We start from the raw sequence: 26,037 nt of genomic DNA, 5'->3' as shown, positions 1-26,037 counted from the left end.
TTGTTTTGTGTAAGAACATAATAATTCGTAAATTTTTAATTACAAACTTGTTACAGACATTCTACTATATTTAACCATCTTTATAATAATACTACTCATGGAAATCGCTTCAATCATATTACAGATTTTAAGCTTGGCAGCACTCGCTTTCTTAATTTCTTTTTTAATCCAGGAAAAGAGAAATACCACAAGGGATTCTGGTGAGATAGAATTAAAAAATGTATCTGGCGAATCCCATACTTCAGCAAACAATTCTAACGAAAAACGGGAGGAATTTCTCCGGATTAATGCATTTTTCATGAAGATATTGTGTGAAAAGAAAAGTAAAAGTAATTTTAAAAAACTACAGAAAGAATTTCTGGAATTAGGAACCAGATTGTATTATTTAGCTTCAGAACGAACCATCAAGAAATTTTTGGAATTTAAATCCCTAAGTTCATTTGTTGAAGGAACCGTTCATGAACACAAAATTACTTTATTGTGGTTTGCCGAATTCAACCTGTTGCTAAGAAGCGATCTGGGTCTTGAAACATCTCCTGAACTAATTAAAGATTACCTTAACATCATCCTTACTTATTGGGATGAAGAAGAAATGGAAAAAGAAGAATTGGATGACCTGAAATCTCAACTTGCCGATTCAATAGATAACTACTTTAGTGTATTTAATGTTGGAACATCATTAAATTAAAAAAGTGCCCGCAACCGGGGCACTTTTTTTATTCCTTTATTTTATAACATCTTACCCAATCTATTTCGAGGGAAGCATTTACGTTTGCTTGTTCTTTAGTAATACCTATACTAAAATTTAAATACATTGGGTCTTGCGGAACACCTTTGGTCTGCGTTCCTATCACCACATCATTTATCTTCCAAACCAATTCATTTTTATTCCAATCCAAGGTGTAAATAAAATAACCTTTTGAAACATCAACTCCTTTAATCTTAACATGCTTTGAATCGATTTTATTTTCATTGCCCCAATAGTTTCCTATCAGCAATTTCCCATCGCCGGAAGTCTTTAAAACATCTATATGAGGTAAATTTTTATTACCAACCATCCAAAAGGAATGAGCAACCTGATTTGGATTAGTCAGCTTAATTTTGGCTTCGAAACGACCGTATTTTTGGCGAAATGATTTTCCGGTATTAATAATTGCCGATGTATAATCAAATTCTTTAGGCACAAAACCAATTGTTGGATTCCACAACAAACCTTGATGTTTTTCTTTTCGCGCCTGAAGCAGAATTGAAGAAGCCGAGTGATCGATATTTTTACCTTCGGTGAAAGTGTGCAAATCTGAATTTAAACTATATCCCTTATTCAGCAGTTCCTCACCCCAAAAATATTTATTGATCCATTTCTCTTCGTCCAATTGTTTGGAATCAAATTCTTCAGAAAAGCTAAGTTCCCATTTGTTTAATTCTCCAAAAGGATTTTTATTTTTAAGATCAAAGTACTTTTTGTATCTGTCGGATTCTTTCAGAGCCAGGTATTCCTGAAGTTTCTTATAATCATCGGTCTTTTCGAATCTCTTTTTATCCAGCAAATCAGTTTTTTCTTCCCGGAATTCATCAGAACTAATCTTTTCCTCTAATTTCAAATACTCTTCCAGTTCTTTCGAATCCTCAAGCTCTTTATAAATTTTATACGATTTCGATTTTTCAAACTTAAAAAAGTCCTTAATATGCTGAGAATTTTTCATCAACTTGAACTCCTTTAATTCTTCCAATTGCTCCTTCTTATTAAAATTCGCCGAGTGAACAATAGAATCCAATTCCTTGAATCGGGAAATTTCTTCTGATATTTTGGTTAGTTCAAAAGAAGATAATTCATTAGAACCTTTTAACCGAAAATAAGTTTTGAATTTTTTAGATCGTTGAAAACGTTTAAAATCCTTTTCATACTTACAAAGATCACTCTTTTTATAGCTCTTACTTTCTATTGATTTTCTGTTTGATTTGAATTTTTCAGACAAAACATAGTCTTCAAGATTGTAATAATCTTTCAATTCTTCCGAAACAGAAAAAGCTTTAAAGTCTTCAAAGTCTTTTCTAAGAGTATCTCTTTTATTTTCAATACCTACAGTATCAGAAGATTTACGAAGTTTGTATGCTAAAAAAAAGGCCATAATGAAATTATTTTTTTTATAAAATGAGTTTCCAATTTATATACTATTAATTAATAATCAATAATATATTTTTATGCTTTATCAGTAAACTAATATCACAAGCTTATTGCTTTACAAATTGATAGGTAATTGTACCAATTTGCTGTTGAGGGCTGGTGGTACTGATATTAAATCTGGTTTTTCGGGAAGCTTGCAAGGCAGCATCAAACAAACAATCATCCTGCACTCCTGATGCTTGTTCCAAAATCTTGGACTGAATCACTCTTCCTTCCTGATTAACTGTTATTTGCACAACAATTAAACCTTCCCCTTCGCATTTAAAAACCGGAATAGGCAAATAAATTTTATGCCGGCCTTCTAAATTGTAATAAACACTGCTAGGACCGCTGTAAGAAATACTTTCCAAAGAATCTAAAAGTTTCTGCTTTTCTTTTGCCTCGGCATCAGTCAAACTATCTTTTCTAAACTCTTTTAACTCCCCTGAACCACTCGCTGCATCATCAGAACCATAATCTTCCAAATCCTTACGAATCTCTTCAATCATTTTATCAACGTTTCGTTTCGGATCCGTTTTTGATTTTGCAGCATTTTGGTTTACGGCAATTGACCGAAGAAGTTCGTCTACATTTTTAGATATTTCAGATTTTTTTTCTTCAAGGGCTTCTTCAATTTTCTCCTTCTCTTCTTTGAGAAATTGTTCAGCCACTTCGGGTGGGATATCTATTAAAATTTCCGATTCTAAAAATTCTCTCTTTGTATTCAATTTAAATGCAAGCAGTAGTATTATCAGAAGCATATGAAAAGCAAGTGTTCCCATCACACCGTATTTATTTCTTCTCAAAAAACCAACGAATTCAGAATAAAGAAAGCTGAAAAATTGAACAAGCCAGTTTTTAATATTTCTTACTATTTGAAAAAAGGAATTCATTAAATTTTATTCTATTTCTAATTACTATTGTAATGGGTAACGCTTCTATTACAAAATTATTAACAATTTTCATGTATTCATTACAATCAATTAGAATAAACAAAAAAAGCCGCTTAATTTTCATTAAGCGACTCCAGAGAACTATTATTGTTGAATTTACTAAAACTTTCGTTCTTTTAAAAGATTTCCTTTTTCATCCCAAATATACCAGGTTCCAACTTTTTCTCCCTCACTATATTCCATCTCATATCTTTTAACGCCATTATCGTCCCAGATATACCATTTTCCGTGTTTTTTGTTCCGTTTGTAAGTTGCTTCTGCAATTTTTACAGAATTATCGTTCCAGGTAATCCAGGTACCATCCATTAATCCGTCGGAATAAGAACGAACCTCCTGAATTTTTTCATTTTCGAAGTAAAGCGTAATTTTTCCATTTCGCTTTCCCTCCGCTAAATTCATTTCTATTCGTTTGTTACCATTCTCGTAAAATTCGGTATAAGTTCCCGTATACAAATCTCCCGTTGTATTATAATACAATCCTTCAACTTCCTTAATCACCTGGGATATGGAGTGATTTGTTAGCAGACAAAATAAAATGCCCAAAACAACTGTTAACTTCCTGCTCATTTATAAAAATTAATCCTTTTTAAGAACCAGGCGAATAACATTGTTTACACCATTCACATTCACATCCTTTAATTTATTGTCATTATACGAAATATAACTCGACAAAATGTTGTAATTACCCGGAACAACATTGGAAATTCTGAAATTTCCATCAAAATCCGTATAAACTGTTTCATTCGAACCTTCGAAACGGATAGCAACTCCTGTTAATGCTTCACCAGTTTCATTATCCAAAACAACACCAGTTAAACTCGTTGTTATCATTGCTGCCATTTCGGCAACTTCTATTTCTTTATCGCCCACAGGCGTAACTACTTTTACTGCCTTACTTTCAAGACCTAAAACAAGCAGTATGGCAAAAAGGAATATTAATTTTTTCATTTTTCTGTTTTCGATTTAAGAAGATTACTTTATCGCTATGTGTTTTTTTAATTAACTTAATTTCTTTATTTTTGAGTAGGATTAAAAATCTGATTGATTGTCCTTCTCTTACACAAGCAAATGTAGGCTGGTATAATCTGAAAGAGATTAGAATAAGCTTATTAAAATATTAAGTATGAGTTAACTTTTTATTGAGAAATTATTACAACCTACCTTGCATGACTATAAAAAGCTACATATCAGAATGTATCAACGATTTTATTAACTTATTCTACCCAAGATTATGTGAGGCTTGCGGTAATTATCTATTTAAAAATGAAGCAACAATTTGCACCAAATGTTTATTTCATTTACCCAAAACGGATTTTCATCTGCATAAAAATAATCCTGTCTCAATATTGTTTTGGGGTAGAGTAAATATTAATTATGCCGCTTCGTATTATACATTTAGTAAAGGAAGTCAGTTTCAGAAGTTAATTCACAAATTGAAATATCACAATAAACAAGAAATTGGAATTGCATTGGGAAAACACTTTGGTGAAAGTCTAAAAAATTCAGAATTTTTTAAAGATATTGATGTTATTATTCCTGTTCCACTGCATCCAAAGAAAGAAAAAATAAGAGGATACAATCAAGCAGAATTAGTAGCTCTTGGCCTTGGAAAATCTATGCTGAAACCTACTGATTCAAAAAATTTAATCAGAAAGATTCATACCGAATCACAAACTAAAAAGAACAAATTAGAACGATGGCAAAATGTGGATAACATCTTTGAGCTGATAGAGCCATCGAATCTAATTAACAAGCACATTTTATTGGTTGATGATGTAGTAACCACAGGATCAACCCTTGAGGCGTGCGCTCATGCCCTATTAAAAGCCGAGGGTGCAAAAGTTAGTATCGCCACCCTGGCATATGCTTAATCTACATCAACAAATTTATATCCTACTCCTTTAATTGTTTGAATAAAACGATCGCCAATTTTTTCACGCAATTTTCGAATATGTACATCTATTGTACGATCTCCCACAATAATTTTTTCGCCCCAAATGGCCGCATAAATATCATCGCGGGTAAATACTTTTTCCGGACGCGATACCAACAATAATAACAACTCAAATTCTTTTCTTGGCAATGAGAACTCATTTCCATTTTGAATAATTAGATAACGCTCCCTGTCGATCGATAAATTCCCAATCGTAATTAATCGGGTTGATGGATTCGAAGTATCATCAGAAATTCGTCCTGATCTTTTTAGAAGAGCATTTACCCGGCTTATAAATACCTTTGGTTTAATTGGTTTATTGATATAGTCATCAGCTCCTGCTTCAAAACCAGCAATTTGAGAATAATCTTCTCCACGTGCAGTTAAGAAAGAAATCAACACATCTTGAAAATCGGGTATCGAACGGATTTTTTCGCATGTTTCAATTCCGTCCATTTCCGGCATCATCACATCTAAAATAATTAAATGAGGATGAAATTTTTTAGCTTTTTCAATGGCTTCAACGCCATTTCCAGCTGTGGCAACCTGAAAACCTTCTTTTTTCAGATTATAACTCAAAAACTCAAGAATATCAGATTCATCGTCTACCAATAAAATCTTGTAATTACTGCTTTCCATTATACTTTTGGTTATTTAGTTTTGTTTATCTTGCTTTGTCCAGTGTAAATGTAAAACTTGCACCCTCACCATACGTACTGCTAACATTAATAGTTTGGTTATGAGCATCAATAATGTGTTTAACGATTGCAAGTCCTAATCCCGAACCACCCATATTTCGGGACCGGCTTTTATCTACTCTAAAAAAACGTTCAAAAATCCGGGGAAGATTATCAGGTTCAATTCCGATACCATTATCCCGAATTTCAATCAGAAACGTTTTATCCATACTCATTACTTCAATATGCGTTGTTCCTTTGTTTTTTCCATATTTAATAGAATTAACAAGCAGGTTATTTACAACCTGGAAAATTTCCTTTTTATCTGCATACACAAATTTAGAACTATCATTCTCTTGCGCAAAAACGAGCTTTATATTATTCTTTTTAGCTCTAATTTCCTGCATCTCCAGCACCTCATTTATCAAATCGACGATATTAAACCGCTCAAAACACAATTTTAATTCTCCTGATTCCAGTTTTGAAATAACTTCCAGATCCTTAACAATTGTAATCATACGATTGATACTTTTCTCAGTTCGCTCCAAATACATTCTGTTTATGGATTGATCTTCCAGACCTCCATCCAACAAGGTAAGAACATAACCTTGAATATTAAAGATAGGTGTCTTAAGCTCATGAGAGACGTTACCAATAAATTCTTTTCTGTATTTCTCTTGTTTTTTTAATTGTGAAACCAGCGATCCCCTGTTTTCGCTCCATTCCATCACTTCCATTTCCACGGCATGCAAAGCATCAGTATTTTGAACTTTTTCAGCTAAATCCTTATCAATTAACTGAGTATCATGAATTGTTTTATAAAGTATTCTGATTTTAGAATATAAAAATCGATCAACGAGATACTTTGTCATGAAATAAACCAGCAAACCTGTAATAATTGTAAATATAATCAGATACAACAAATTAAAGGGTAAAAAATAGGTGAGCCCGTATAGTAATATACTTAGCAATGCAGTAAATAAACTTAGATAGACTGTAACCTTTTTTGATGAAATCAATTTCATATGATAATAATATGTTTTTTAATTGCAATATAGCCTGTCCCGAATTTATCGGGAGAACTTGCCATGTACCAATAATTATCCCTCGTGTGTCAAAATATCCTTGTCACAGACGTTTCATATAAATTTTAAAACGCTATTTAAAGTAAGTAAACCAACAATAATGACGTAAAATAAGGATTACTGAATCACTCTTTTTTCGATCAGCAAATATTTAAATAAAAGTAAGATAATCTTTGAAATCTATGTTAAGTTTTCATTAATCTTATTGTAGTTCAATTGTTTAAATATTAATAAAATCTTAATAATTAAGACATAAAAATAATTAAGCCCGATAATTTCGTCTTAAAAAAGTGAGAAATATTTCGTGAGAAATTTTCGATCATTTTTACTCGAAAAAATAAATAAATCAAAAAAACTGTCTTAAAAAAACACTGTAATAATTTCGCAATCTCATTGTAATAATAACGAAGCAAATATAAATAACACACTAATTACATTTGACTTACCTACTGGCTCAATTATCAATGTAAATATCATCTTTACATTCACTTCACATTTGTTTTACAAACGAATCAATCCCTAACTTAAAATTAACACCAGCAGTTTAATTTGATAATTTTTATTTAAAACGCACTTATCATTCTAATCACAGTTCTTCCCTAACATCGCAATGTGATTAGAAAGTAAAAACGTATTGACTTATTTTTCAAAAAATGATTAAACAAGTAATCTTAGTTTTATTACTAAGCATTTCATCAATTAGTGTATTTGCGCAAAAGGGAAGCGCAACAGGAAATGTGAAGGATGGAAAAACCGGAGAAGCATTAATTGGAGCATCGGTATATGTAGACGGTACTACTATTGGAACCGTAACCGATTTTGACGGTAATTATTCACTGCCAAATATTCCAGCTGGCGTTGTAACTCTTAAATGTTCCTTTATTTCCTACGAAACCTTATCAAAAGAAAACATCTCCGTTAATGAGGGAAACTCGGTGAGTGTGGATTTTGTATTGGGATCTTCAACAGTAGAGTTAAATGATGTAAAGGTGTTTGCCAAAGCGAAACGAGAATCTGAAGTTGTATTGCTGTTGGATCAGAAAAAATCTGCAGTAATTAAACAATCTATTGGTGCTCAGGAATTAGCCAACCAAGGTGTTTCCGATGCTGCTGCTGCAGCTGCTAAAATTACGGGAATTTCAAAACAAGAAGGAACTAATGGTTTAAACGTTCGTGGATTGGGGGATCGTTACAACTCAACCACCCTAAACGGATTGCCTTTACCATCCAACGATTCTCAGTTTAAAAATATCGATTTAAAATTATTTTCAACCGATATTATTGAATTTGTTGATGTTCAAAAAGTTTCAATGTCGAATTTATCAGGTGATTTTGCCGGTGCCAACATCAATATTGTTTCGAAAAAGCATAGTGGTGAAAACTTTTTTAAGGTAGGTGTAAAAACAGGTTTGAACTCAAGCACACTGGATGCCGATAAATTCTATATGAGTGACGGACCTAATTTGACAGGATTTTATAACTCAGATTATCCAACTGATTTTTCAAATTACAAATTTGAGAACAAATGGAATCCTGAGGAGAAAACAATCTATCCGAATTTAGGATTAGCCATATCGGGAGGAAAAACTTTCGATTTTGAAAATTCAAAGCTAAATGTTTTTGGAACATTGTCATTCGATAACGAATACTACTATGGAGAACTTGCCGAAAGAAAAATAAACGGCAGCAATGATTTAAGAAAGGATTTAACCGGTGAGGAGTACCAATACGATACTCAAACAACCGGAATGATCAATTTAAATTACAATTGGAGCAATTCCAATATTTATTTGAACTCAATGTTCTTAAATACTTCGGAAGATTGGATTGGAAGTGGCACAGGATACATTAAAGATTTGGCTGAAGAGGGTGCACTTGTTCGTAAAATGGAATATGAAAAAAACACCGTACTCGTAAATCAGTTGCTGGGAGATCATAAACTGAATTCTAAAACAGATATTCATTGGGGAGTTACCTATAACAACGTAAACAACGTTGTACCTGACAGGAGATATATTACCATGGAAAATGGTACTGATACAGAAAAAGAATTTGCAACCAACGATCCGGCCAATAACAGCAGATATTATCATGACTTGGTGGAGGATGAAATAGCTGGGAATTTTAATCTGGATTACAAATTTGGAGAAGGATTTGAAGATGCCGGTTACAAAGGAAAATTAAGTGTAGGTTATTCTGGAAAATTCAAAACAAGAAGCTTTGAAGCCGTTCAGTTCAATCATAAAATTTTGAACAATAGACTTACTAATGTTGATGATATTGATTCCTATTTTAACAATGAAGGTCTCCAAAATAAACTGTTTGACTTAAGGGTTAGATCAAGTCATTTTATAGTGTTTGATACCTACGATGGAAAACAGACTATCAATGCCGGATTTGCTTCCTTAGAATACAACTTTACTGCCCGCTTGTTGCTTTTATTAGGAGTCAGACTTGAAAATGTTTATCAGCAAATTGAATACAATACGGCTTTAGGAAGCGATAAAAATGATTTTACGGAATTAAACGTATTACCGGATCTATCTTTACGATATGCTTTAACTGATAAATCGAACCTGCGATTTGCAGCAGGTGTAACTTATACGCTTCCGCAATTTAAAGAAACTGCCTTATTCTCATTTCAAGATAAAGACGAAGAATCATTAGGAAATCCATATTTAACTCCTTCAAAAAACTACAATGGAGAATTGAAATGGGAAGTATACCCGAAACCAAATGAATTATTTTCTGCTGCTGTTTTTGGTAAATACATCGTCGACCCAATCAACAAATTTGTAATGGCATCAGCCAGTAACGATTTTACCTATGCAAATACAGGAGATTGGGCTTATGTATATGGAGTAGAGCTGGAAGCTAAAAAAGATATTCTCACAATTTCTTCCGGAAATTCTGCTAAAAAATTATACACAACTGCCAATCTTACCTTAATGAAAACTGAGCAGACATTGGATAGTGAAAAAATTAACGAACAATCTCAAGGTCTTGTAAATGCAAATTTCAATAAAGATAAAGAAGAATTACAAGGTGCTGCTCCGCTTATTGCAAATGCAAATTTAAGTTATAAATATTCTTGGAACACTGTTAATTCAATAACCTCTACCATTTCCTACAATTATGTTTCTGACCGATTAAATCTAATTGGATATGCATCACTGGGAAATCAGGTAGACAAGGAAATTCACAATCTTGATTTTGTTGTAAAATCAAAATTAAAAAAGTTCGGTGTAAGCCTCTCTGTAAAAAATATATTAAACCAGAATATAGATAGAATTCAGGAAAACGAAACCCAAAACTGGTTAGTTAAACACCATAAAAAAGGAGTGAAATTCAGTTTGGGAGTAAACTATACATTTTAAAAAAATTCCATTTTATAATTAAAAAAAAAGAAAAAATGAAAAATTTATTGTTATCGATGTTAGCGATTTCTATAATTGCTTTATCAAGTTGTTCAGATGATGACAATGGGACTGACAACCCGCTTGATAAATTTACAGTTGAAAATTTTAAGGGGGATGTTACCGAAAGCATGACATTAGATGCCAGCAAAGTTTACAAGTTATCAGGAAAACTTCTTGTAAAATCGGGAGCTACTTTAACAATTCCTGCGGGAACAAGAATCGAAGCCACAACACCAACCTCTGCAAACAGCGAAGTTCGCTACATCGCTGTTGAACAAGGAGCAAAAATAAATATTGATGGTACTGCTAATTCACCTGTTGTAATGACCAGTGATGTAAAAGAAGCTGAAGCCTGGGGTGGATTGGTATTGTGCGGATATGCTCCAACCAACAAAGCTGATGCAAGTGCTGGTGCTGAAGTTTCCGGTTTAACTTATGGCGGCGATGTTGCTGATGATAATTCAGGAAGTATTACTTACCTGCGTTTGGAATATACAGGTTATAAATATACCGATACAAAAGAATTCAACGGACTTTCTTTATTCGGTGTTGGTTCTGGAACTACTTTAGATTATATCGTATCTTATAAAGGTGGTGATGATGGTATGGAGTTCTTTGGTGGAACCGTTAATGCTTCTCACTTTGTTTCTGTTGACAGTGAAGATGATGGAATCGATTTTGCTGACGGATGGTCTGGAACCGGAGAGTACTGGGTTTCAATCAACTCAACAAAATCAGGTATCGAAGGATCAAACAACGGCGATAACGGAGCAGCAACTCCTATGACCAATGCTACTTTAAAAAACCTTACTGTTTACGGAATGGGCGAAAAACCATTCTATTTGAAAGAAGGTGCTGGTAAAATGAATATCAATAATATCGTTATTGGTGGTTTAGCAGACGGAAAAGCTCAAGCTTATTTTTATGCTGATGATGCATCAAAAGATGATGCCGCACATGCTAGAATTGATGCTGGTGATATTAAAGTTACCGACGTTAAATTCGTAAACATGGGTGAAGGAAATACAGTTAAGACTGTAGCTGGTTTAACCGTTTCAGAAAACTTTTCTGCCAGCGGAGCTGGTAATGGTATCAACAAACCAGACTGGATGCCGGACGCATTAAATACAATTAATGCAACAACTACTGTTTTTGGTGATGCAGTAAAATCTACTTTGGTGTTAAACGAAGATATCACATCAGATAAAACATTAGATGCCAATACTACTTATATTCTTGATGGTCCTGTAATTGTTAAAAAAGGTGCAAAATTAACTATCCCTGCTGGAACTGTAATTATCGCTTCGGAAGTAACTCAGGCCAATGCTGCAGTTCGTTATATCGCTGTTGAACAAGGTGCTCAAATCTTTGTAAATGGTACTGCTGATGCTCCTGTTGTTATGACTTGCGCAAAAGAAGAAGCAGAAGCATGGGGTGGATTGGTATTGTGCGGATACGCTCCAACTAACAAAGCCGATGCAAGTGCTGGTGCTGAAGTTTCCGGTTTAACTTATGGCGGCGATGTTGCTGATGATAATTCAGGAAGCATTACTTACCTGCGTTTGGAATATACAGGTTATAAATATACCGATACTAAAGAGTTTAACGGACTTTCTTTATTCGCTGTTGGTTCTGCTACTGTTCTTGATTATATCGTATCCTATAAAGGTGGTGATGATGGTATGGAATTCTTTGGTGGAACTGTAAACGCTACTCACTTTGTTTCTGTTGACAGTGAAGATGATGGAATTGATTTCGCTGACGGATGGAATGGAACCGGAGAGTATTGGTTATCAATCAATTCTACAAAATCAGGAATTGAAGGATCAAACAATGGTGATAACGGTACTGCAACTCCTATGACCAACGCTACTTTAAAAAACCTTACTGTTTACGGAATGGGCGAAAAACCATTCTATTTGAAAGAAGGTGCTGGTAAAATGAACATTGATAACATTGTAATTGGCGGATTGGCAGCTAACAAAGCTCAAGCCTATTTCTATGCTGATGACGCAACAAAAGATGCTGCCGCACATGCTAGAATCGATGCTGGCGATATTGTTGTAACCAATGTTAAATTTGTTGATATGGGAACTGGTAACGATGTAAAAGCCATTACTGGTCTAACTGTTACCGAAAATGCTGATGCAACAGGTGCTGGTGCTGGTACTGCAAAACCAACTTGGTTGTCGGATGCTTTGAACAAAGCTTACAACGGAACTACTATTGTACAATAGTTCACTATAAATACAGATAATTAGGAAAGGCAGATCCGTGAAGATCTGCCTTTTATTTCTATTTCTCTGTTTAGAATTTTCCAATTTTTTGAAAGACATCTCTAATTGCCGGATCTATCTCAGTCCTATCCTTCAAACTGAAATAATATCAATTCTCAACTTCTTTTCCCTCCTTAAGCCAGGCATCCAATCCTCCTTCCAGGGAACAAACAAATATCCTATATTTTTCATAGATCATCTTTCCGGCATCAATACTTCGTTCACCATATTTACAATAAATAAGATATACTCTGGTTGTACCAAGCGAATCAATCAAATGAAATAATTCCTCTGAATTTACAGCTAAATGAGCACCTTTAATATGAGCTTTTTTGAATTCCTTCTTTGGTCTTACATCAATAAGTACAGCGTCAGGATTTAGCTGTAAAACCCTATTGAAATGGTTTGGAGTTAAAACCTGAATTGAATAGTTTTGAGAGTATACATTTGAAATGCCTAGCACAATAAACACAAATAAAAAAGAAGTAAATGCTTTCATCAAAAATAGAATTGTAATTCGAGTATACTTTAACAACGTTTGTATCTGCATTCTATTATTCTTCATCAATCCAAAAAAAATCGGACATAATATCATTGGAAACAAACACACCTTTATCATTTAAAATGATACAATTATTTTCTTGTCTGACATGATCCGATAAAAGATATTTTTTAGATTTTGTTACACAGTGCTGATAAAGTTCTTCACCAAAATCTTTACGTACCAATTCTAAATCCATTCCCCAGTAAGTCCGAAGCGAAGTCAAAACAAAATCATTGAATCGATCATATTCGCTCAACTCTTCCTTTTCAGAAAAACTCTCACCTTCCCTAATTGCCTTTATGTATTTGTAATTGTTGGCAATATTCCATTCTCTTTGCTCCAAATTGTAGGAATGTGCTGACGGACCAATTCCCAGGTATTTTTTCTGCTTCCAGTAACTTGAATTGTGTTTTGAAATATATCCTTCTTTCGAAAAATTAGAAATTTCGTAGTGAATAAAGCCATGTTTTCTGGCTTCATCAATCAAATAATTAAACTGCTCAAAACTCTCTTCTTCATCCATCTCAACCAGCTGTCCTTTTTCCAATTTTTTTGTGAAAATTGTGTTTGGATCATACATTAAATGGTAAGATGAAATGTGCTGAACATCCAAATCAAAAACAAGATCTAAATTCTCCTTCCATTTTTCCATACTTAAGCCGGGAACACCATAAATCTGATCAACTGATATATTATCGAAGCCTAAACTTTGCGCTCTGCGAATAGCTTCAAAAGCCTCTTTACCGGTATGTCTTCTGTTCATCAGAATCAAATCTTCATCATGAAACGATTGAATTCCCACACTAAGTCTGTTTACCCTGGTTTTACTCAGCTCCTGCAGGTATTTTTCAGTAAGATCATCAGGATTGGCTTCCAATGTAATTTCAGCATTAGCATCAATAGTAAAATACTTGGCCACTTCATCAATCAACGATTCAATTTCTTTTGGTTGATACACCGATGGTGTTCCTCCTCCAAAATATATGGTATTTAAACTTGTATCACCTAAATATCCTTTTCTAAGTTTTAATTCAAGCTTTAAGCATTCCAACATATCATCTTTTGCCTGCAATGAAATACTTTTGTGAAAAGCACAATAGTGGCAAAGTTGTTTACAAAATGGAATGTGAAAATATACTCCCGACATATCAATCTATTTTTCTGCAAGGTAAATTCATTTGACAAATTTTCCTCTTCAACAAACGAATAATTAAAAATCTTGTTAACTTTTGTTAGTTATTAAAACAATCAGTTAAGAAAAAATGCAACACTTATATTCCCAAAACGTCTTTATATCAACAAAGCTAAAGTGAACTTATACCTAAAAATAATAGTTATGAATCCAATTAGAAAAATATTTTCATTAGTATCGATTCTGTTTATCAGCTTTATATGTATACTTCCTGCTAAAGCAGATGGAATAAAAGGCAATGGCAATGTGCAAACAGAAGAAAGAGAAGTAAGCCCTTTCGAAACCATTAAAGTAAACGGTGCCTTTACTATTATTCTTTCACAGAATGATGATTACAGCTTAAAAGTTGTTGCTGATGAAAATCTTATGGAGATAATTAAAACCAAGGTGAAAGGAGACGTACTTTATATCTCAACCGAAAAAAGTATATACAAATCAAAAGAATTGAAACTATACATCGGTTTTAAACATCTTAGCGAATTAAAAGCCAATGGTGCTATTTCTTTAAAAAGTGACCAAATGCTTCGTTTCGATGAATTAGATATAGAAATAAACGGTGCATCTTCTGCCGATTTGGAACTTTCAGCCAATCGATTAACAATTGATAATAGTGGTGCTTCAACCATTAAATTGGCTGGTAAATGCGACGAGATTTCAATTGATATTTCCGGTGCAGGAAGTGTAAATGCCTACGATCTGCTTGTAAAAAGAGGCAGTATTGATATTAGTGGGGTTGGAAGTGGAAAAGTTTGCGTAGAAGAAGATCTTCGGGTAAGTATCTCAGGAATTGGTTCGGTTAAATACAAAGGAGAACCTAAAATTACAAGTGATATTTCTTTTCTGGGCAGTTTAAAAAAATACTAATTAAAACAGCATACTAACTTAAAAAGGAATCAATTTGATTCCTTTTTTTGTGTGTTCTATAGTTACACGAATACTTAGTATATTTTACAGGCACTTAAGTAATTATTTGTTCTTTAAAACTGCCCATCAAGTGAATATTCTCTATTCAAAGAAAAGAAAGTATTTCTCTGAAAAAATAAAAATCTTAAAAATGCGTATTACCTTTGAATAAAATTCAGCAATACTTTATGAATACTAAATTATTTTGGCGTAACATTCTATGGGCAGTTGTCATTTTCATTCTGTGTTCGATTCCTGGAGATGATCTTCCCAAAACTTCAATAATAACAATACCACACTTCGATAAGATTGTTCATTTCGGAATGTTCTTTATAATGGGAATTTTTCTCTTCGCAGAGTTAAGTATTCAAACCAAATTAAGACGGGTTTATAGTGCAGGAATTATCCTATTATTAATTGCCCTATACGGAGGTCTAATAGAATACCTACAGCAAAATTATTTCGTACATAGAAGCGGCGATTATTGGGATTTATTCGCGGATATTTTTGGTGGTGTAATCGCAATATTAATCTATCCCTGGCTAAAAAAACAAAAAGACCTACTATTAAATAGTAAGCCCTTTTGCAACATATCTTTTTTAAAGAAAATATTATAAACTAATAAATTCTTCAGTTGTTCCCATTTCATCGATTAATTCACCAATTGTTTTGCCGTTAAATAAATCATAAATGGTTTGTCGAATACTTCCAAACTGATTGTGAACCGGACAAGGAGATTGTTTATTTGTATGTGTCTTACAGGGTCTCATACCAATTAAACAATTCTCGAACATATCCAATCCATCAACTATTTCAACAATATTCATCAAAGTAATTTCAGATGGTTTTTTTCCCATACCAAATCCGCCATGAGGTCCCTTTGTTGAAGTAAGTAATTTTTGTCTGGCTAAACTTTGCAATATTTTGCCCAAAAATGGAGTTGGAATATCTAAATCTTCAGAAATTTTTTTAATCCCAATTTTCTTTCCTTCTGTGCCATTCAGCGATAAATAAATTACTGAACGAATTGCATATTTACAGGTATTCGATAACATTTTTTCTATTTAGTATTACTCTCACATTTATCTAACAATCAGCACAAATATAACAATATTTACTACTAATAAAGCATCTTTAATTCTTTAATTCCTTATTTAGATTCTGTTTATCAAAAAAATAAAATTCTATTTTAAAGGAATTTTATCAATTCTAATTTGGTGTCTACCACCTTCAAAATCAGTAGCTAAAAACACTTTTGCAATTTTTTCTACTTCCTCGTAAGAAATAAATCGAGCCGGAATTCCGCACACATTTGCATTGTTATGCAATCTCGCTAATTCTGCAATTTCTGAATTCCAACACAATGCCGCACGAATTTTTTGATGCTTATTTGCTGTCATGGTAATTCCATTGCCACTACCACAAAGAGTAAATCCAAAATCAAATTCCTCTGCTGCTACAGCCTCTGCTAATGGATGAGCTGTATCAGGATAATCCATACTAGCTTCCGAATCAGTTCCAAAATCAGTTACCAAATAACCGTTTTCTTTTAAAAATTCTCCAAGTTTATTCTTGAATTGATAACCTGCATGATCTGATGCAATGGCTATTTTTAGTGTTTTCATATGTTTATAATTTCTTTTTTAGTTACCATATGGAATTTCCTTGCTGAAATCATTATCTCTCTTTATGTATGAAAATCGATTTAGATTGGACGTTTCATATTTGTAATTTTTCAAAATAAAGTAGATTAATAATTCAATATTTCTTAACCTATTCTTTAAAATCAGCAAAACTATTAATTCTTTAAGGATACAAAACTAATTAAAATTACTCATTAGCTTAATAAAAAGATATTTTAATAAATCCCTATTCGAATGAATAATGACAATGAATATTATAACTTAAAATCAGGTATTTACATTAACTTTTCACTGCTATCAACATTTTTATTCACATTCAGTTAACATACTGTTGATTTTTCCTTACTAAATTTTAGAATCTTTTCTTTGGATCATACAATTTCATGATTGTATAGAAAAAATATTATCCCATTACAACTTTATTTTTCATTTGAAGATTCACATCTCTCAACAGGTTTTCAACACACTGTTAATATTATTTAAACAGTTTTTTATTAAAGTTATACGTTATCAACAACATGTTAATAAACTCAGTATTCTACTGAAAACCATATATGATAAAATTAACAATACCTGTTCATTTCCTGTTATCAGGTTTAATTTAAATCAAAAATCAAAAAAATCCCAAAACTCTTACCAACAGTATTAACAGGATATATTAATCATTATATTCTTTTAAGAAATTTTAAAAAATAAATAATAATATTAGACTTGTTGATAAAGGTGAATTGCCTTGTTTATCTTGAATTGTATTCAAATTATAGTTCGTTCAAATATCAGGTTATTGCAATGATTTTATTATCTTGCATTGCATTGAAAAATCCATGAAGTAAAAACATGAGCTGGGAAACTAAAAACTATTCCATTTTATTAGTTGAGGATAATAAATTGAATCAAACCGTTGTTAAGTTTACTTTAAAACGATATGGTTATTTAATTGATGTTGCCAACAACGGAATAGAAGCAATTGAAATGTTTAAACAAGGCGATTATGATTTTATTTTAATGGATATCATGATGCCGGAAATGGATGGATTAGATGCCACCAAAGCAATTAGAAATCTAGAGAATGGTAAGAAAATTCCAATTATAGCTTTAACAGCAGATATCATGATTGCCAACGAAGAAAAATGTCTTGAAAATGGCATGAATGCGCATATCGCAAAACCTTTTGAAATTGATAATTTGTTTAAAGTGCTAAAAAGTTTAGATCTTTAAATAAATTTGCAGTTTCAGTTTTATCTTTGAAAAAGAATTAATCTTATTCGGGATGAGCCTATCGATAAATTTCCGTAACCCTTTTTTGTATAAATCAGTTCATTCTTTACCAATGAATGTAGTCAAATCTTGCTTCTAATGGAGGATCATCTGGATATCAGAGATAATAATTTTTCGGACAACGAAAAAGAGTATGAAAAGAAATTACGTCCTCTTGAATTTAGTGATTTTCGAGGTCAAAAAAAGACCGTTGAAAATCTAAGTATATTCGTTAAGGCTGCAAAAATGCGTGAAGAGGCTTTGGATCATGTGCTGCTTCATGGACCTCCGGGATTAGGAAAAACAACACTTTCAAATATTTTAGCGAACGAATTAGGTGTTGGACTAAAGATAACATCGGGTCCGGTAATGGATAAACCAGGAGACCTTGCCGGGCTTTTAACCAATCTTGAACCTAACGATGTGTTGTTTATTGACGAAATTCATCGTTTAAGTCCGATTGTAGAAGAGTATTTGTATTCTGCTATGGAAGACTTCAAGATCGATATAATGATTGATAAGGGGCCCGCTGCACGCTCCATACAACTGGAATTAAATCCATTTACATTAATTGGTGCAACAACTCGTTCGGGTTTACTAACCTCACCTTTACGTGCCCGCTTTGGAATAAACTGTCACTTAGAGTATTATGACCTTCCTGTTTTGACTAAAATTGTTGAACGGTCTGCTAAAATTTTGAACGTCGAAATTTCTCATGAAGCTGCAGGCGAAATTGCTTCTCGAAGCAGAGGAACACCACGAATTGTAAATGCACTTTTAAGAAGGGTTAGGGATTTTGCTCAGGTAAAGGGAAATGGAAATATTGATTTGGAAATAACTAAATTCTCCTTAGAAGCTTTAAATATTGACAAACATGGTTTGGATGAAATGGACAATCGGATTCTAAATACAGTGATTGATAAATTTAATGGAGGACCGGTTGGTATTTCAACCATTGCAACAGCTGTTGGTGAAGATAGTGGTACAATCGAGGAAGTTTACGAACCGTTTTTAATCAAAGAAGGATTTATTAAAAGAACTCCTCGGGGAAGAGAAGTAACTCCTCTGGCTTATTCTCATTTGGGCAAAAATAAATTTACTGATCCGGGACTACTTTTTTAATCACAAAAACAGATGAATAGAATATTATCAATTGTTTATACCAGCGCAACAATTTTAATTATTATTGGTGCCTTATTTATTTTACAAGCTGAGAAATATGGATTGGCTGTTTTAAGTCTGGGACTTGTTCTTAATGTATTTTACAGATTAAAAACACTAAATTATGATTGTGTTAAATCATTTAAAATTTTGGATGTTCTGCGTTTGGCAAATATTCTATTTATGATTGTAGCTTGTATAGGATTTTTTTATGATTGGAATCAAAAGTTTAATTTTTTGATATTAACAATCGTATTTGATCTACTACTTAATTTGAAAGAAATATCCTTTAAGTCTAAATAAAAAAAAGGAGTTTGTGACCAGCAAACTCCTTTTATGTAACCTAGTAATTTTCCTAAATAGCAATATTCTTTTTAATAGTAGATAAAGAATATATATCGTTAATATTAAGCTTTAAAATAGCTTCTATTTTTTCTTTTAAAACGATGTTTGATTCTGTATATTTTAGAGGAATTGTAAAGTAAAAAATGGAACCTTGTCCAAGGTGAGAATCAATAAATAATTTACCACCTAAAAAGTTTACAATCTCTTTACATAAACTCAAACCTAATCCGGCACCTGAATAAATTCTTGTGTAGGAATTATCCACTTGCGTGAATTTTTTAAATATTTTTTCTTGTTCTGTTTTGTTAATTCCAGGACCTGTATCTTTTACGTAAAAAAGAATATTATTTCTATCCTGAATTGCACAACCAAAATCAATTTCTCCGTTTTCAGTGAATTTTACCGCGTTTTCGAGAAGATAGGATAGAACCTTGGTTAATTTGTCAAGGTCTGTGAATATTTTAATTTCTTGTAGATCTTCAGTAAAATTTAAGATTATATTTTTCTGAGAATCACTAATGTTTTGTCCGAATATAGAATACAATTGAATAAATAAAGTGTGAACTGATATTTCCGATTCCTGGAAATGCATAGAACCACTTTCTAATTGGGAAAGTTCAAGTATTCTATTAAATAAATCCAACAATTCTTTACTGCTGGTATTAAGAATGTTAGTAAATTCATTTCGCTCTATTTTTGAAAGAGAATCATCACGTAATAATTCTGAAGCACCGATAATAGCATTCATTGGTGTTCGAATTTCATGTGACATATTTGCAAGAAAAGAATTTTTAAGCACTTCTGCCTGGGCGGTTTTGGCTTTTTCTTTTTTTAACAATTGCTCCAGTTCTTTATATGTAGGACGTCTCTCCATGCAAATGAATTTAGTCTCAATAATAGAGTCAATTAGTATTTTGTTTTTACACTACTTAAAACAAAACAGACTAATTTTTATGAATAAAATGTTTTATAGGATATGTGTATTGGGATTACTTTAAACAATGCAATCATCACAAATGCATTTGTCCGTCATTTCGTTGATACCGCCTTTAAGAAGGTATAGCTCTTGTGTGGATATTTCTTCAAAATTTGTCATGGGATCAGTAAATATAAGTTATTATAATCTCTTTGTCAATCTTTTTGAAGAGATACTTTCATTTACACGATACATTCCTCACAAGTACATTTGTCAGTCATTTCATTGATACCGCCTTTGATGTTCTGTAATTCTTCCTGGGATACTATTTCAAAATTTTTCATTTCTGCTTGGTCTTATTGGTTACTACTAGGTTTTATTTATTAGGAAAATGGAATATGGTCAATCTGGTCATTAAACGATACATTCCTCACTAGTACATTTGTCAGTCATTTCATTGATACCGCCTTTGATGTTCTGTAATTCTTCCTGGGATACTATTTCAAAATTTTTCATTGCTGTTTGGTCTTATTGGTTACTACTAGGTTTTATTTATTAGGAAAATGGAATATGGTCAATCTTGTCATTAAACGATACATTCCTCACAAGTACATTTGTCAGTCATTTCGTTGATACCGCCTTTGATGTTCTGTAATTGTTCCTGGGATACTATTTCAAAATTTTTCATTGCTGTTTGGTCTTACTGGTTACTACTAGGTTTTATTTATTAGGAAAATGGAATATGATCAATCTGGTCATTACACGATACATTCCTCACTAGTACATTTGTCAGTCATTTCGTTGATACCGCCTTTGATGTTCTGTAATTCTTCCTGGGATACTATTTCAAAATTTTTCATTGTTGCTTCGTTTTTTTTTAGATTATAGCTGTTTAAGTTTTTTATGGATTACACCCCTTTATTCCCCTTTTTTGAAAAAGGTAACCCTGGAAACAGAGTTTTTTTAATAAAAAATAAAAAAAAACTCTATATTTAAACTTTTATTAGGCTTTATTCTTATTGTAATAGATTGTTTGTGAGAACATTAAAAAACTTTACCTTAGCGTGAAAAATTTCCTAAAAAAGAATCTTATTTTTCCTCTTTTTCCTCTTTTTCTTCTCTTTTTATTTAGTGGGAGCACTAATTTTAACTCAAAATCAGAGTTCGAAAAGAAGATTAATTCGGAAATAAGTAATCGTGATTCTTTACTACAAGAGCAGTTTAATAGAGCGGTTGGTTTCTTACGAAAAGGTGAATTCGATTATTCTATTCAATCTTTTGAAAATGCAATTGGTACTATAAATCAGGGTGGATTAGTAGATAAAAACTTAGTGTACAGAACCTATGTGAATTTTGGTGTCCTATTAAACAGAGTAGGAGATTGGAAAAAATCCTTAAAATATTATGATTTTGCTGAGAATTTTACTGTCACTGAGTTTGGTGATGATTCAGATAAATTGATTCCTATTTATGTTAATAAAGGAATTATTTTCAATAATTACGGTGATTTGGTTAGAGCTCAAACTTATTATGAAAAAGCTTTATCCTTAATGGAGATCCAGAAAGAATCAAGATGGTTGTCTCAGACTTATCAAAATTTAGGGATTACCTTTTATAAAAGAAATAATTACTCTGAAGCTCTTTCTTATTTTTTAAAAACACTCGATTTAAAAATAAAAGAAAATGTTGGAAATACTTCTATAACAAGAAATACAATTGGAAATTGCTATAAAAAGTTAGGTAATTATGTGGAAGCGGATAGATATTATCAGAAAAGTATATCTGAAGTAAAAGAGATAAATGGTAATGATTATTACTTGCTGGGAGATTATTATTTGAACTATGCTGTATTTCAGGATGAAATTGGAAATAATGATAAAGTTCTTGCCTATTTGAACCTTGCATATGATGTATATGTTAAAAATTTTGGAGACAAACATCCGGATACAGCTCATTGTTTAAAGAATTTTGGGGATTACTACTTTAAAAAGAAAGATCATTTAAATGCTTTGAAATATTATCAAAAGGCACTTATTTCTGATTTGGATAATTTTAACAACAGCACGGTTTACATCAATCCATCCTTAGATGAAATAGATCCTCAGCTTTCTATTTTGGAGATATTAAAACCAAAGGCTGTTACGCTTCGTTATTTATACGATAAAACCAATAGCATTTCAGATTTAGATTTTAGTCTGCAGACCTATGATCTTTGTTTGGATATTATTGATAAAATTAGAATTGCCTATCAGGATGAAGAAAGTAAATTTGCTCTTTCTAAAAATGAAAAAGAAACTTATAATCAAGCAATTGAGATAGCGGTTGAATTATATCAACTTACAAAGGATGTAAAATACAAAGAAAAAGCTTTCATATATGCTGAGCGTTCAAAATCAGCTAGTTTACTGTCTTCATTAAACGATGTGAATGCAAAAAATTTCGGGGGTATTTCTACAGAATTGCAGGTTCTGGAAAGAAATTTGAAGTTGGATATTGCGAAGTACCGTGAGTTGGTTCATGACGAAAGAAGAAAGCAAACACCAAATCGAGATTCTATTACTAACTGGCAAAATGTACTTTTTACATTAAATGATGAATACAATCAAATGGTTCTTCGTTTTGAGGAGGATTATCCGGAGTATTACGCACTGAAATATGATACCAAAACTATTGATATAAAAGAATTACAGAGAAGGTTAAATGATAATGATTTATTGATTGAATATTCTATCTCGGATTCTGCGTTATTTTCTTTCGTAATAACAAAATCGGGTTTTGAAGTGGAGCGGGAGAAAATTGTGAAAGATAGCTTTGATTATCATTTAGAGGAGGTTCGTAATTGTTTGAAAACGAATGACTTTTCCAATAGTAGTGCTGGTTATTATAAAAGGTATACAAAATCAGCACATATATTGTATCAACATTTATTAAATGACAAAGACAGTTTAATAAGCGGAAAAAATCTTCTCATAGTTCCTGATGATAAAATGGCCTATATTCCATTTGGTGTGCTTTTGAAAAAGGAAGCGGATTCTACAACGATGAATTATAGAAATCTGGAATATTTAATAAAAGATAATTCAATTACTTACCACAATTCAGCTACTCTTGGGTTCAAAAATCATTCGAGCAGTTATAATTTTTCTTCAACCAAATCAGTTTTAGCTTTTGCACCTTCTTATGATGGTGTTGATGATTCAATTTTACTAACGGAAAGAGCTTATCGGGATAAATTATATCCCTTACCGGGGTAAAGGAGGAAGTTACAAATATATCAAAAGTTATACCCGGTGATTTGTTTATTGATGATATGGCCACGGAAGCTAATTTTAAAGCGAATTCGGGTGATTATGATGTGCTCCATTTGGCAATGCACACTATTATTGATGATGAAAATCCGATGTATTCAAAACTCGTTTTCACACAAAATTCTGACTCTTTACAAGATGGCCTTCTAAACACGCATGAAATTTACAACATGAATTTTAATGCAAGAATGGTTGTTTTAAGTGCTTGTAACACTGGTGATGGTAAGTTATTGAAGGGAGAAGGAGTAATGAGTTTAGCACGTGGTTTCTTCTATGCAGGCTGTCCAAGTGTAATCATGACTTTGTGGACCGTAGAGGATAAAACAGGATCAAATCTAATGAGTAATTTCTATACCTTTTTATCTCAGGGATTGAAGAAGGATAATGCTCTTCGTCAAGCCAAATTGGAATATTTAAAAACCGCAGATGCATTAAAATCACATCCTTATTTTTGGTCGGGATATGTTACATTAGGAGATGTGGATCCGTTATATGATAATGGGATATTTAATAAATTAATATACTTTACTTTCGGTTCTGTTGGATTAATTTTATTCTTATTTTTCCGAAAAAAATTTAAAGGTAAAGCTGTTGCATAGAATCACGCTATTTTAGTTAGTGAAAATCGCCTAAAGTGGTGCTCAGACTCTGAAGATATAAGAGCAGGAAATGGATGTTTTTTACGTTAGAGTCTTAAAAGCTTTCCCGGCCTATATCTCATTATTCAGGGGCAATAAATCTGATTGAACTACAATTACAAAAGTAAAAGCCACCCAATTTTATTGGATGGCTTACTTTATTTTGATGAATGATGAAGTGATCTATTCCAGCCTGTTAATTATTTCCAAAGCCTTTGTCTTATAAAAACTATTTCCCTGGGCAATTACATGGAATTGCTTAAGAGCTTTTTCTTTCTCGTTGGTCATTAGGTAACAAAAACCCAAATACCATTCAGATTGCTCTATAAACAGGTTATTCTTATGCTTTAATACTCTGCTAAAGTTTTTATTTGCTTTTGAGTATTCATTAATTTCGATATTCGAAATGCCCGAATAAAAATTACCTGTGATGTTCGTGCTGTCTTTATCCAATATTTGTTTAAATAAAGTTAAAGCGGTTCGATAATCTTTAGTTTCATAGCTTTTTAAAGCTGTAACCAATAAATTATCTATCATGATATCAGACGAACGTGTGTTGATTACAACGTTGTATGGTTTATAGTAGTTGCTAAAAACTTTATCATTTGAATAAGCAGACTGGTTGTTCATGATGTACATTAAACTCCCAAAGCCAATAGCTAAAGCAAGGGATGCAGCTACAATATTCCACTAGTCAAAAATTTCAGTTTTCGCTTCTGAGTAGGATTAGAAGGTATTTCAATAGCCTCTAATTTTGCTCTAAGATCCATAACGTCTTGTTCCATTATGGCCTCATTAACCTCCATATGAAGGTCAAGTTCCATTTGAAGTTCAGAATCTTCGAGTAATTCCTTCTCAAATTCCTTCAATTGGCTTTCTGTTAGATCACCGTCAAGAAAATCCTCGATACGGTCAAAATTCATTTCATTCATCATATACTTCTTTAAATTCATTATCACTTTTAATACTATCCATCAATACTTGCTTGCATTGATACTTTTTCTTTTTTGCGTACTTCTCACTCTTGTATCCCATAATTTCGGATATTTCCTTTAAAGAAACTTTTTCAAGAGTTAATTGAAGCACCTTTTTACAATCTGAGCCAAGAAGTTTGAAGTGCTTTTGATACAGCCTGTACCTTTCGGTTTGATCGTAGGTCTGTGTTGCTTCATCCAATCTATTGTCCAAAATAGCATCTGAACTAATTTCATTGCTATTTTTTCTTTTCTCAAGTTGCTTCAACCATAAAAGTCTACAAATTGAATAGATATAGGTTTTAAAATTACAATTCAGAACCAAAGGTTCTTTTTTCATTTTACGGTAGATTACAATAATGGCTTCTTGAAAAAGATCTCTTGCATCTTCTTCACTTCCGTTATTGTTTTCTATAAAATTCCGAATACTTGGGAAGAACTTGCTGTAGATGTAATTTAATACATCATTATTGCTCATGCTGATCCCCTCAAGTATCGCTTCCGTAGTGTAATCCATATTTCCTATCCCTTTATTCCCTTATTGGCTAAAAGGTAACCCTTAAAAAGTAAAAAAAAAGTAAAAAAAGTGCACTTTACAGTGTAAGTTGCTGATTAAGTGGCCGATAAAATTTAAATTAAATAATGATTT

At 32.4% G+C, this 26,037-nt stretch carries 27 protein-coding genes; 11 read left to right on the top strand and 16 right to left on the bottom strand.

Annotated elements, in window-relative coordinates:
* Nucleotides 1–39 precede the first annotated feature (39 nt).
* Nucleotides 40–300: a hypothetical protein gene (locus ACKU4N_RS01085; protein WP_321319756.1), complete on the bottom strand. Its 261-nt coding sequence runs from the start codon at nt 298–300 to the stop codon at nt 40–42.
* On the opposite strand from ACKU4N_RS01085, the gene ACKU4N_RS01080 reads away from it, so the two are divergent.
* Nucleotides 299–688: a hypothetical protein gene (locus ACKU4N_RS01080; protein WP_321319755.1), complete on the top strand. Its 390-nt coding sequence runs from the start codon at nt 299–301 to the stop codon at nt 686–688. The genes ACKU4N_RS01085 and ACKU4N_RS01080 overlap by 2 nt on opposite strands.
* Before the next feature lie 28 nt (nt 689–716).
* Here the strand turns inward: ACKU4N_RS01080 and ACKU4N_RS01075 are convergent, their stop codons facing one another.
* The 4 genes from ACKU4N_RS01075 to ACKU4N_RS01060 form a co-directional block, all read right to left on the bottom strand.
* Entirely contained in the window at nt 717–2,129 is a 1,413-nt protein-coding gene (locus ACKU4N_RS01075) for a glycoside hydrolase family 16 protein (RefSeq protein ID WP_321319754.1), read from the bottom strand.
* 103 nt (nt 2,130–2,232) lie between these two features.
* Nucleotides 2,233–2,970 (bottom strand): energy transducer TonB family protein, encoded by a 738-nt coding sequence (locus tag ACKU4N_RS01070; protein ID WP_321319753.1) that lies wholly within the window; start codon nt 2,968–2,970, stop codon nt 2,233–2,235.
* A gap of 246 nt (nt 2,971–3,216) precedes the next feature.
* On the bottom strand, nt 3,217–3,684 hold the full coding sequence (locus tag ACKU4N_RS01065) for a toxin-antitoxin system YwqK family antitoxin (RefSeq protein ID WP_321319752.1): 468 nt from the start codon (nt 3,682–3,684) through the stop codon (nt 3,217–3,219).
* A 9-nt stretch (nt 3,685–3,693) separates the two neighbouring features.
* A complete protein-coding gene (locus tag ACKU4N_RS01060; RefSeq protein WP_321319751.1) occupies nt 3,694–4,065 on the bottom strand; it encodes a carboxypeptidase-like regulatory domain-containing protein in 372 nt (123 codons plus the stop codon).
* A gap of 218 nt (nt 4,066–4,283) precedes the next feature.
* Here ACKU4N_RS01060 and ACKU4N_RS01055 point away from each other — a divergent pair, with 218 nt between their 5' ends.
* Nucleotides 4,284–4,988 (top strand): ComF family protein, encoded by a 705-nt coding sequence (locus ACKU4N_RS01055; RefSeq protein WP_321319750.1) that lies wholly within the window; start codon nt 4,284–4,286, stop codon nt 4,986–4,988.
* On the opposite strand, the gene ACKU4N_RS01050 is transcribed toward ACKU4N_RS01055, so the two are convergent.
* Complete coding sequence (locus ACKU4N_RS01050) at nt 4,985–5,689, bottom strand: response regulator transcription factor (RefSeq protein ID WP_124994520.1); 705 nt, start codon at nt 5,687–5,689, stop codon at nt 4,985–4,987. The genes ACKU4N_RS01055 and ACKU4N_RS01050 overlap by 4 nt on opposite strands.
* A 25-nt stretch (nt 5,690–5,714) precedes the next feature.
* A complete protein-coding gene (locus ACKU4N_RS01045) occupies nt 5,715–6,599 on the bottom strand; it encodes a sensor histidine kinase (RefSeq protein ID WP_321319749.1) in 885 nt (294 codons plus the stop codon).
* An 866-nt stretch (nt 6,600–7,465) separates the two neighbouring features.
* Between ACKU4N_RS01045 and ACKU4N_RS01040 the strand changes: the two genes are divergently transcribed.
* On the top strand, nt 7,466–10,189 hold the full coding sequence (locus tag ACKU4N_RS01040) for a TonB-dependent receptor (protein ID WP_321319748.1): 2,724 nt from the start codon (nt 7,466–7,468) through the stop codon (nt 10,187–10,189).
* A 35-nt stretch (nt 10,190–10,224) separates the two neighbouring features.
* A complete protein-coding gene (locus tag ACKU4N_RS01035) occupies nt 10,225–12,468 on the top strand; it encodes a beta-helix domain-containing protein (RefSeq protein WP_321319747.1) in 2,244 nt (747 codons plus the stop codon).
* A gap of 148 nt (nt 12,469–12,616) precedes the next feature.
* Here the strand turns inward: ACKU4N_RS01035 and ACKU4N_RS01030 are convergent, their stop codons facing one another.
* Both ACKU4N_RS01030 and hemW read right to left on the bottom strand, forming a co-directional pair.
* On the bottom strand, nt 12,617–13,006 hold the full coding sequence (locus tag ACKU4N_RS01030) for a rhodanese-like domain-containing protein (RefSeq protein ID WP_321319746.1): 390 nt from the start codon (nt 13,004–13,006) through the stop codon (nt 12,617–12,619).
* 55 nt (nt 13,007–13,061) lie between these two features.
* Nucleotides 13,062–14,198 (bottom strand): radical SAM family heme chaperone HemW, encoded by a 1,137-nt coding sequence (gene hemW, locus ACKU4N_RS01025; protein ID WP_321319745.1) that lies wholly within the window; start codon nt 14,196–14,198, stop codon nt 13,062–13,064.
* Nucleotides 14,199–14,387: 189 nt separating this feature from the next.
* Here hemW and ACKU4N_RS01020 point away from each other — a divergent pair, with 189 nt between their 5' ends.
* Both ACKU4N_RS01020 and ACKU4N_RS01015 read left to right on the top strand, forming a co-directional pair.
* A complete protein-coding gene (locus tag ACKU4N_RS01020) occupies nt 14,388–15,107 on the top strand; it encodes a head GIN domain-containing protein (protein ID WP_321319744.1) in 720 nt (239 codons plus the stop codon).
* Between the two features lie 227 nt (nt 15,108–15,334).
* Nucleotides 15,335–15,763 carry a VanZ family protein gene (locus tag ACKU4N_RS01015; protein ID WP_321319743.1) on the top strand — a complete coding sequence of 143 codons (429 nt, stop codon included), beginning with the start codon at nt 15,335–15,337 and terminating at the stop codon, nt 15,761–15,763.
* Here the strand turns inward: ACKU4N_RS01015 and ACKU4N_RS01010 are convergent.
* On the bottom strand, nt 15,758–16,201 hold the full coding sequence (locus ACKU4N_RS01010) for an RrF2 family transcriptional regulator (RefSeq protein WP_321319742.1): 444 nt from the start codon (nt 16,199–16,201) through the stop codon (nt 15,758–15,760). The genes ACKU4N_RS01015 and ACKU4N_RS01010 overlap by 6 nt on opposite strands.
* Before the next feature lie 129 nt (nt 16,202–16,330).
* Nucleotides 16,331–16,771 carry a ribose 5-phosphate isomerase B gene (rpiB, locus tag ACKU4N_RS01005; protein ID WP_321319741.1) on the bottom strand — a complete coding sequence of 147 codons (441 nt, stop codon included), beginning with the start codon at nt 16,769–16,771 and terminating at the stop codon, nt 16,331–16,333.
* A gap of 855 nt (nt 16,772–17,626) precedes the next feature.
* On the opposite strand from rpiB, the gene ACKU4N_RS01000 reads away from it, so the two are divergent.
* From ACKU4N_RS01000 to ACKU4N_RS00990, 3 genes are all read left to right on the top strand, one after another.
* The gene (locus ACKU4N_RS01000; RefSeq protein ID WP_321319740.1) at nt 17,627–18,007 is read left to right on the top strand and encodes a response regulator; all 381 of its coding nucleotides are present in this window, start codon (nt 17,627–17,629) and stop codon (nt 18,005–18,007) included.
* 138 nt (nt 18,008–18,145) lie between these two features.
* A complete protein-coding gene (gene ruvB / locus ACKU4N_RS00995; RefSeq protein WP_321319739.1) occupies nt 18,146–19,168 on the top strand; it encodes a Holliday junction branch migration DNA helicase RuvB in 1,023 nt (340 codons plus the stop codon).
* A 12-nt stretch (nt 19,169–19,180) separates the two neighbouring features.
* Nucleotides 19,181–19,510 (top strand): hypothetical protein, encoded by a 330-nt coding sequence (locus ACKU4N_RS00990; RefSeq protein ID WP_321319738.1) that lies wholly within the window; start codon nt 19,181–19,183, stop codon nt 19,508–19,510.
* Between the two features lie 52 nt (nt 19,511–19,562).
* Here the strand turns inward: ACKU4N_RS00990 and ACKU4N_RS00985 are convergent, their stop codons facing one another.
* A complete protein-coding gene (locus ACKU4N_RS00985) occupies nt 19,563–20,426 on the bottom strand; it encodes a sensor histidine kinase (protein WP_321319737.1) in 864 nt (287 codons plus the stop codon).
* A 456-nt stretch (nt 20,427–20,882) separates the two neighbouring features.
* The gene (locus ACKU4N_RS00980) at nt 20,883–20,984 is read right to left on the bottom strand and encodes a bacteriocin (protein WP_407937229.1); all 102 of its coding nucleotides are present in this window, start codon (nt 20,982–20,984) and stop codon (nt 20,883–20,885) included.
* A gap of 548 nt (nt 20,985–21,532) precedes the next feature.
* On the opposite strand from ACKU4N_RS00980, the gene ACKU4N_RS00975 reads away from it, so the two are divergent.
* A complete protein-coding gene (locus tag ACKU4N_RS00975) occupies nt 21,533–23,722 on the top strand; it encodes a tetratricopeptide repeat protein (RefSeq protein ID WP_321319736.1) in 2,190 nt (729 codons plus the stop codon).
* 41 nt (nt 23,723–23,763) lie between these two features.
* On the top strand, nt 23,764–24,375 hold the full coding sequence (locus ACKU4N_RS00970; RefSeq protein WP_321319735.1) for a CHAT domain-containing protein: 612 nt from the start codon (nt 23,764–23,766) through the stop codon (nt 24,373–24,375).
* Nucleotides 24,376–24,597: 222 nt separating this feature from the next.
* Here the strand turns inward: ACKU4N_RS00970 and ACKU4N_RS00965 are convergent, their stop codons facing one another.
* The 3 genes from ACKU4N_RS00965 to ACKU4N_RS00955 are packed head-to-tail and all read right to left on the bottom strand — an operon-like array spanning nt 24,598 to nt 25,905.
* Nucleotides 24,598–25,044 (bottom strand): tetratricopeptide repeat protein, encoded by a 447-nt coding sequence (locus ACKU4N_RS00965; RefSeq protein WP_321319734.1) that lies wholly within the window; start codon nt 25,042–25,044, stop codon nt 24,598–24,600.
* Nucleotides 25,045–25,091: 47 nt separating this feature from the next.
* Nucleotides 25,092–25,367, bottom strand: coding sequence for an anti-sigma factor (locus ACKU4N_RS00960; RefSeq protein WP_321319733.1), 276 nt, complete (start codon nt 25,365–25,367; stop codon nt 25,092–25,094).
* Nucleotides 25,339–25,905 carry an RNA polymerase sigma factor gene (locus ACKU4N_RS00955; protein WP_321319732.1) on the bottom strand — a complete coding sequence of 189 codons (567 nt, stop codon included), beginning with the start codon at nt 25,903–25,905 and terminating at the stop codon, nt 25,339–25,341. Before ACKU4N_RS00955 ends, ACKU4N_RS00960 begins: the two co-directional genes overlap by 29 nt.
* Between the last annotated feature and the right edge of the window lie 132 nt (nt 25,906–26,037).

The organism is Labilibaculum sp. (assembly GCF_963664555.1).
Lineage (GTDB): Bacteria > Bacteroidota > Bacteroidia > Bacteroidales > Marinifilaceae > Labilibaculum.
Note: the sequence above shows the minus strand (reverse complement) of the source record. Positions and strands in the feature narration are given on the sequence as shown.

Bases quoted from the DNA above. Each gene is read 5' to 3' on its own strand.
- ACKU4N_RS01020 (WP_321319744.1), top strand. From the start codon at position 14,388: ATGAATCCAATTAGAAAAATATTTTCATTAGTATCGATTCTGTTTATC.
- ACKU4N_RS01080 (WP_321319755.1), top strand. From the start codon at position 299: ATGAAGATATTGTGTGAAAAGAAAAGTAAAAGTAATTTTAAAAAACTA.
- ACKU4N_RS01075 (WP_321319754.1), bottom strand. From the start codon at position 2,129: ATGGCCTTTTTTTTAGCATACAAACTTCGTAAATCTTCTGATACTGTA.
- ruvB (WP_321319739.1), top strand. From the start codon at position 18,146: ATGGAGGATCATCTGGATATCAGAGATAATAATTTTTCGGACAACGAA.
- ACKU4N_RS00965 (WP_321319734.1), bottom strand. From the start codon at position 25,044: ATGAACAACCAGTCTGCTTATTCAAATGATAAAGTTTTTAGCAACTAC.
- ACKU4N_RS01085 (WP_321319756.1), bottom strand. From the start codon at position 300: ATGAAAAATGCATTAATCCGGAGAAATTCCTCCCGTTTTTCGTTAGAA.
- ACKU4N_RS01000 (WP_321319740.1), top strand. From the start codon at position 17,627: ATGAGCTGGGAAACTAAAAACTATTCCATTTTATTAGTTGAGGATAAT.
- ACKU4N_RS00960 (WP_321319733.1), bottom strand. From the start codon at position 25,367: ATGAATTTAAAGAAGTATATGATGAATGAAATGAATTTTGACCGTATC.
- ACKU4N_RS00985 (WP_321319737.1), bottom strand. From the start codon at position 20,426: ATGGAGAGACGTCCTACATATAAAGAACTGGAGCAATTGTTAAAAAAA.
- ACKU4N_RS01035 (WP_321319747.1), top strand. From the start codon at position 10,225: ATGAAAAATTTATTGTTATCGATGTTAGCGATTTCTATAATTGCTTTA.
- hemW (WP_321319745.1), bottom strand. From the start codon at position 14,198: ATGTCGGGAGTATATTTTCACATTCCATTTTGTAAACAACTTTGCCAC.
- ACKU4N_RS01055 (WP_321319750.1), top strand. From the start codon at position 4,284: ATGACTATAAAAAGCTACATATCAGAATGTATCAACGATTTTATTAAC.
- ACKU4N_RS01065 (WP_321319752.1), bottom strand. From the start codon at position 3,684: ATGAGCAGGAAGTTAACAGTTGTTTTGGGCATTTTATTTTGTCTGCTA.
- ACKU4N_RS01040 (WP_321319748.1), top strand. From the start codon at position 7,466: ATGATTAAACAAGTAATCTTAGTTTTATTACTAAGCATTTCATCAATT.
- ACKU4N_RS01045 (WP_321319749.1), bottom strand. From the start codon at position 6,599: ATGACAAAGTATCTCGTTGATCGATTTTTATATTCTAAAATCAGAATA.
- ACKU4N_RS01030 (WP_321319746.1), bottom strand. From the start codon at position 13,006: ATGAAAGCATTTACTTCTTTTTTATTTGTGTTTATTGTGCTAGGCATT.
- ACKU4N_RS01060 (WP_321319751.1), bottom strand. From the start codon at position 4,065: ATGAAAAAATTAATATTCCTTTTTGCCATACTGCTTGTTTTAGGTCTT.
- ACKU4N_RS00990 (WP_321319738.1), top strand. From the start codon at position 19,181: ATGAATAGAATATTATCAATTGTTTATACCAGCGCAACAATTTTAATT.
- ACKU4N_RS01050 (WP_124994520.1), bottom strand. From the start codon at position 5,689: ATGGAAAGCAGTAATTACAAGATTTTATTGGTAGACGATGAATCTGAT.
- ACKU4N_RS00980 (WP_407937229.1), bottom strand. From the start codon at position 20,984: ATGAAAAATTTTGAAATAGTATCCCAGGAAGAATTACAGAACATCAAA.
- rpiB (WP_321319741.1), bottom strand. From the start codon at position 16,771: ATGAAAACACTAAAAATAGCCATTGCATCAGATCATGCAGGTTATCAA.
- ACKU4N_RS01015 (WP_321319743.1), top strand. From the start codon at position 15,335: ATGAATACTAAATTATTTTGGCGTAACATTCTATGGGCAGTTGTCATT.
- ACKU4N_RS01010 (WP_321319742.1), bottom strand. From the start codon at position 16,201: ATGTTATCGAATACCTGTAAATATGCAATTCGTTCAGTAATTTATTTA.
- ACKU4N_RS00955 (WP_321319732.1), bottom strand. From the start codon at position 25,905: ATGGATTACACTACGGAAGCGATACTTGAGGGGATCAGCATGAGCAAT.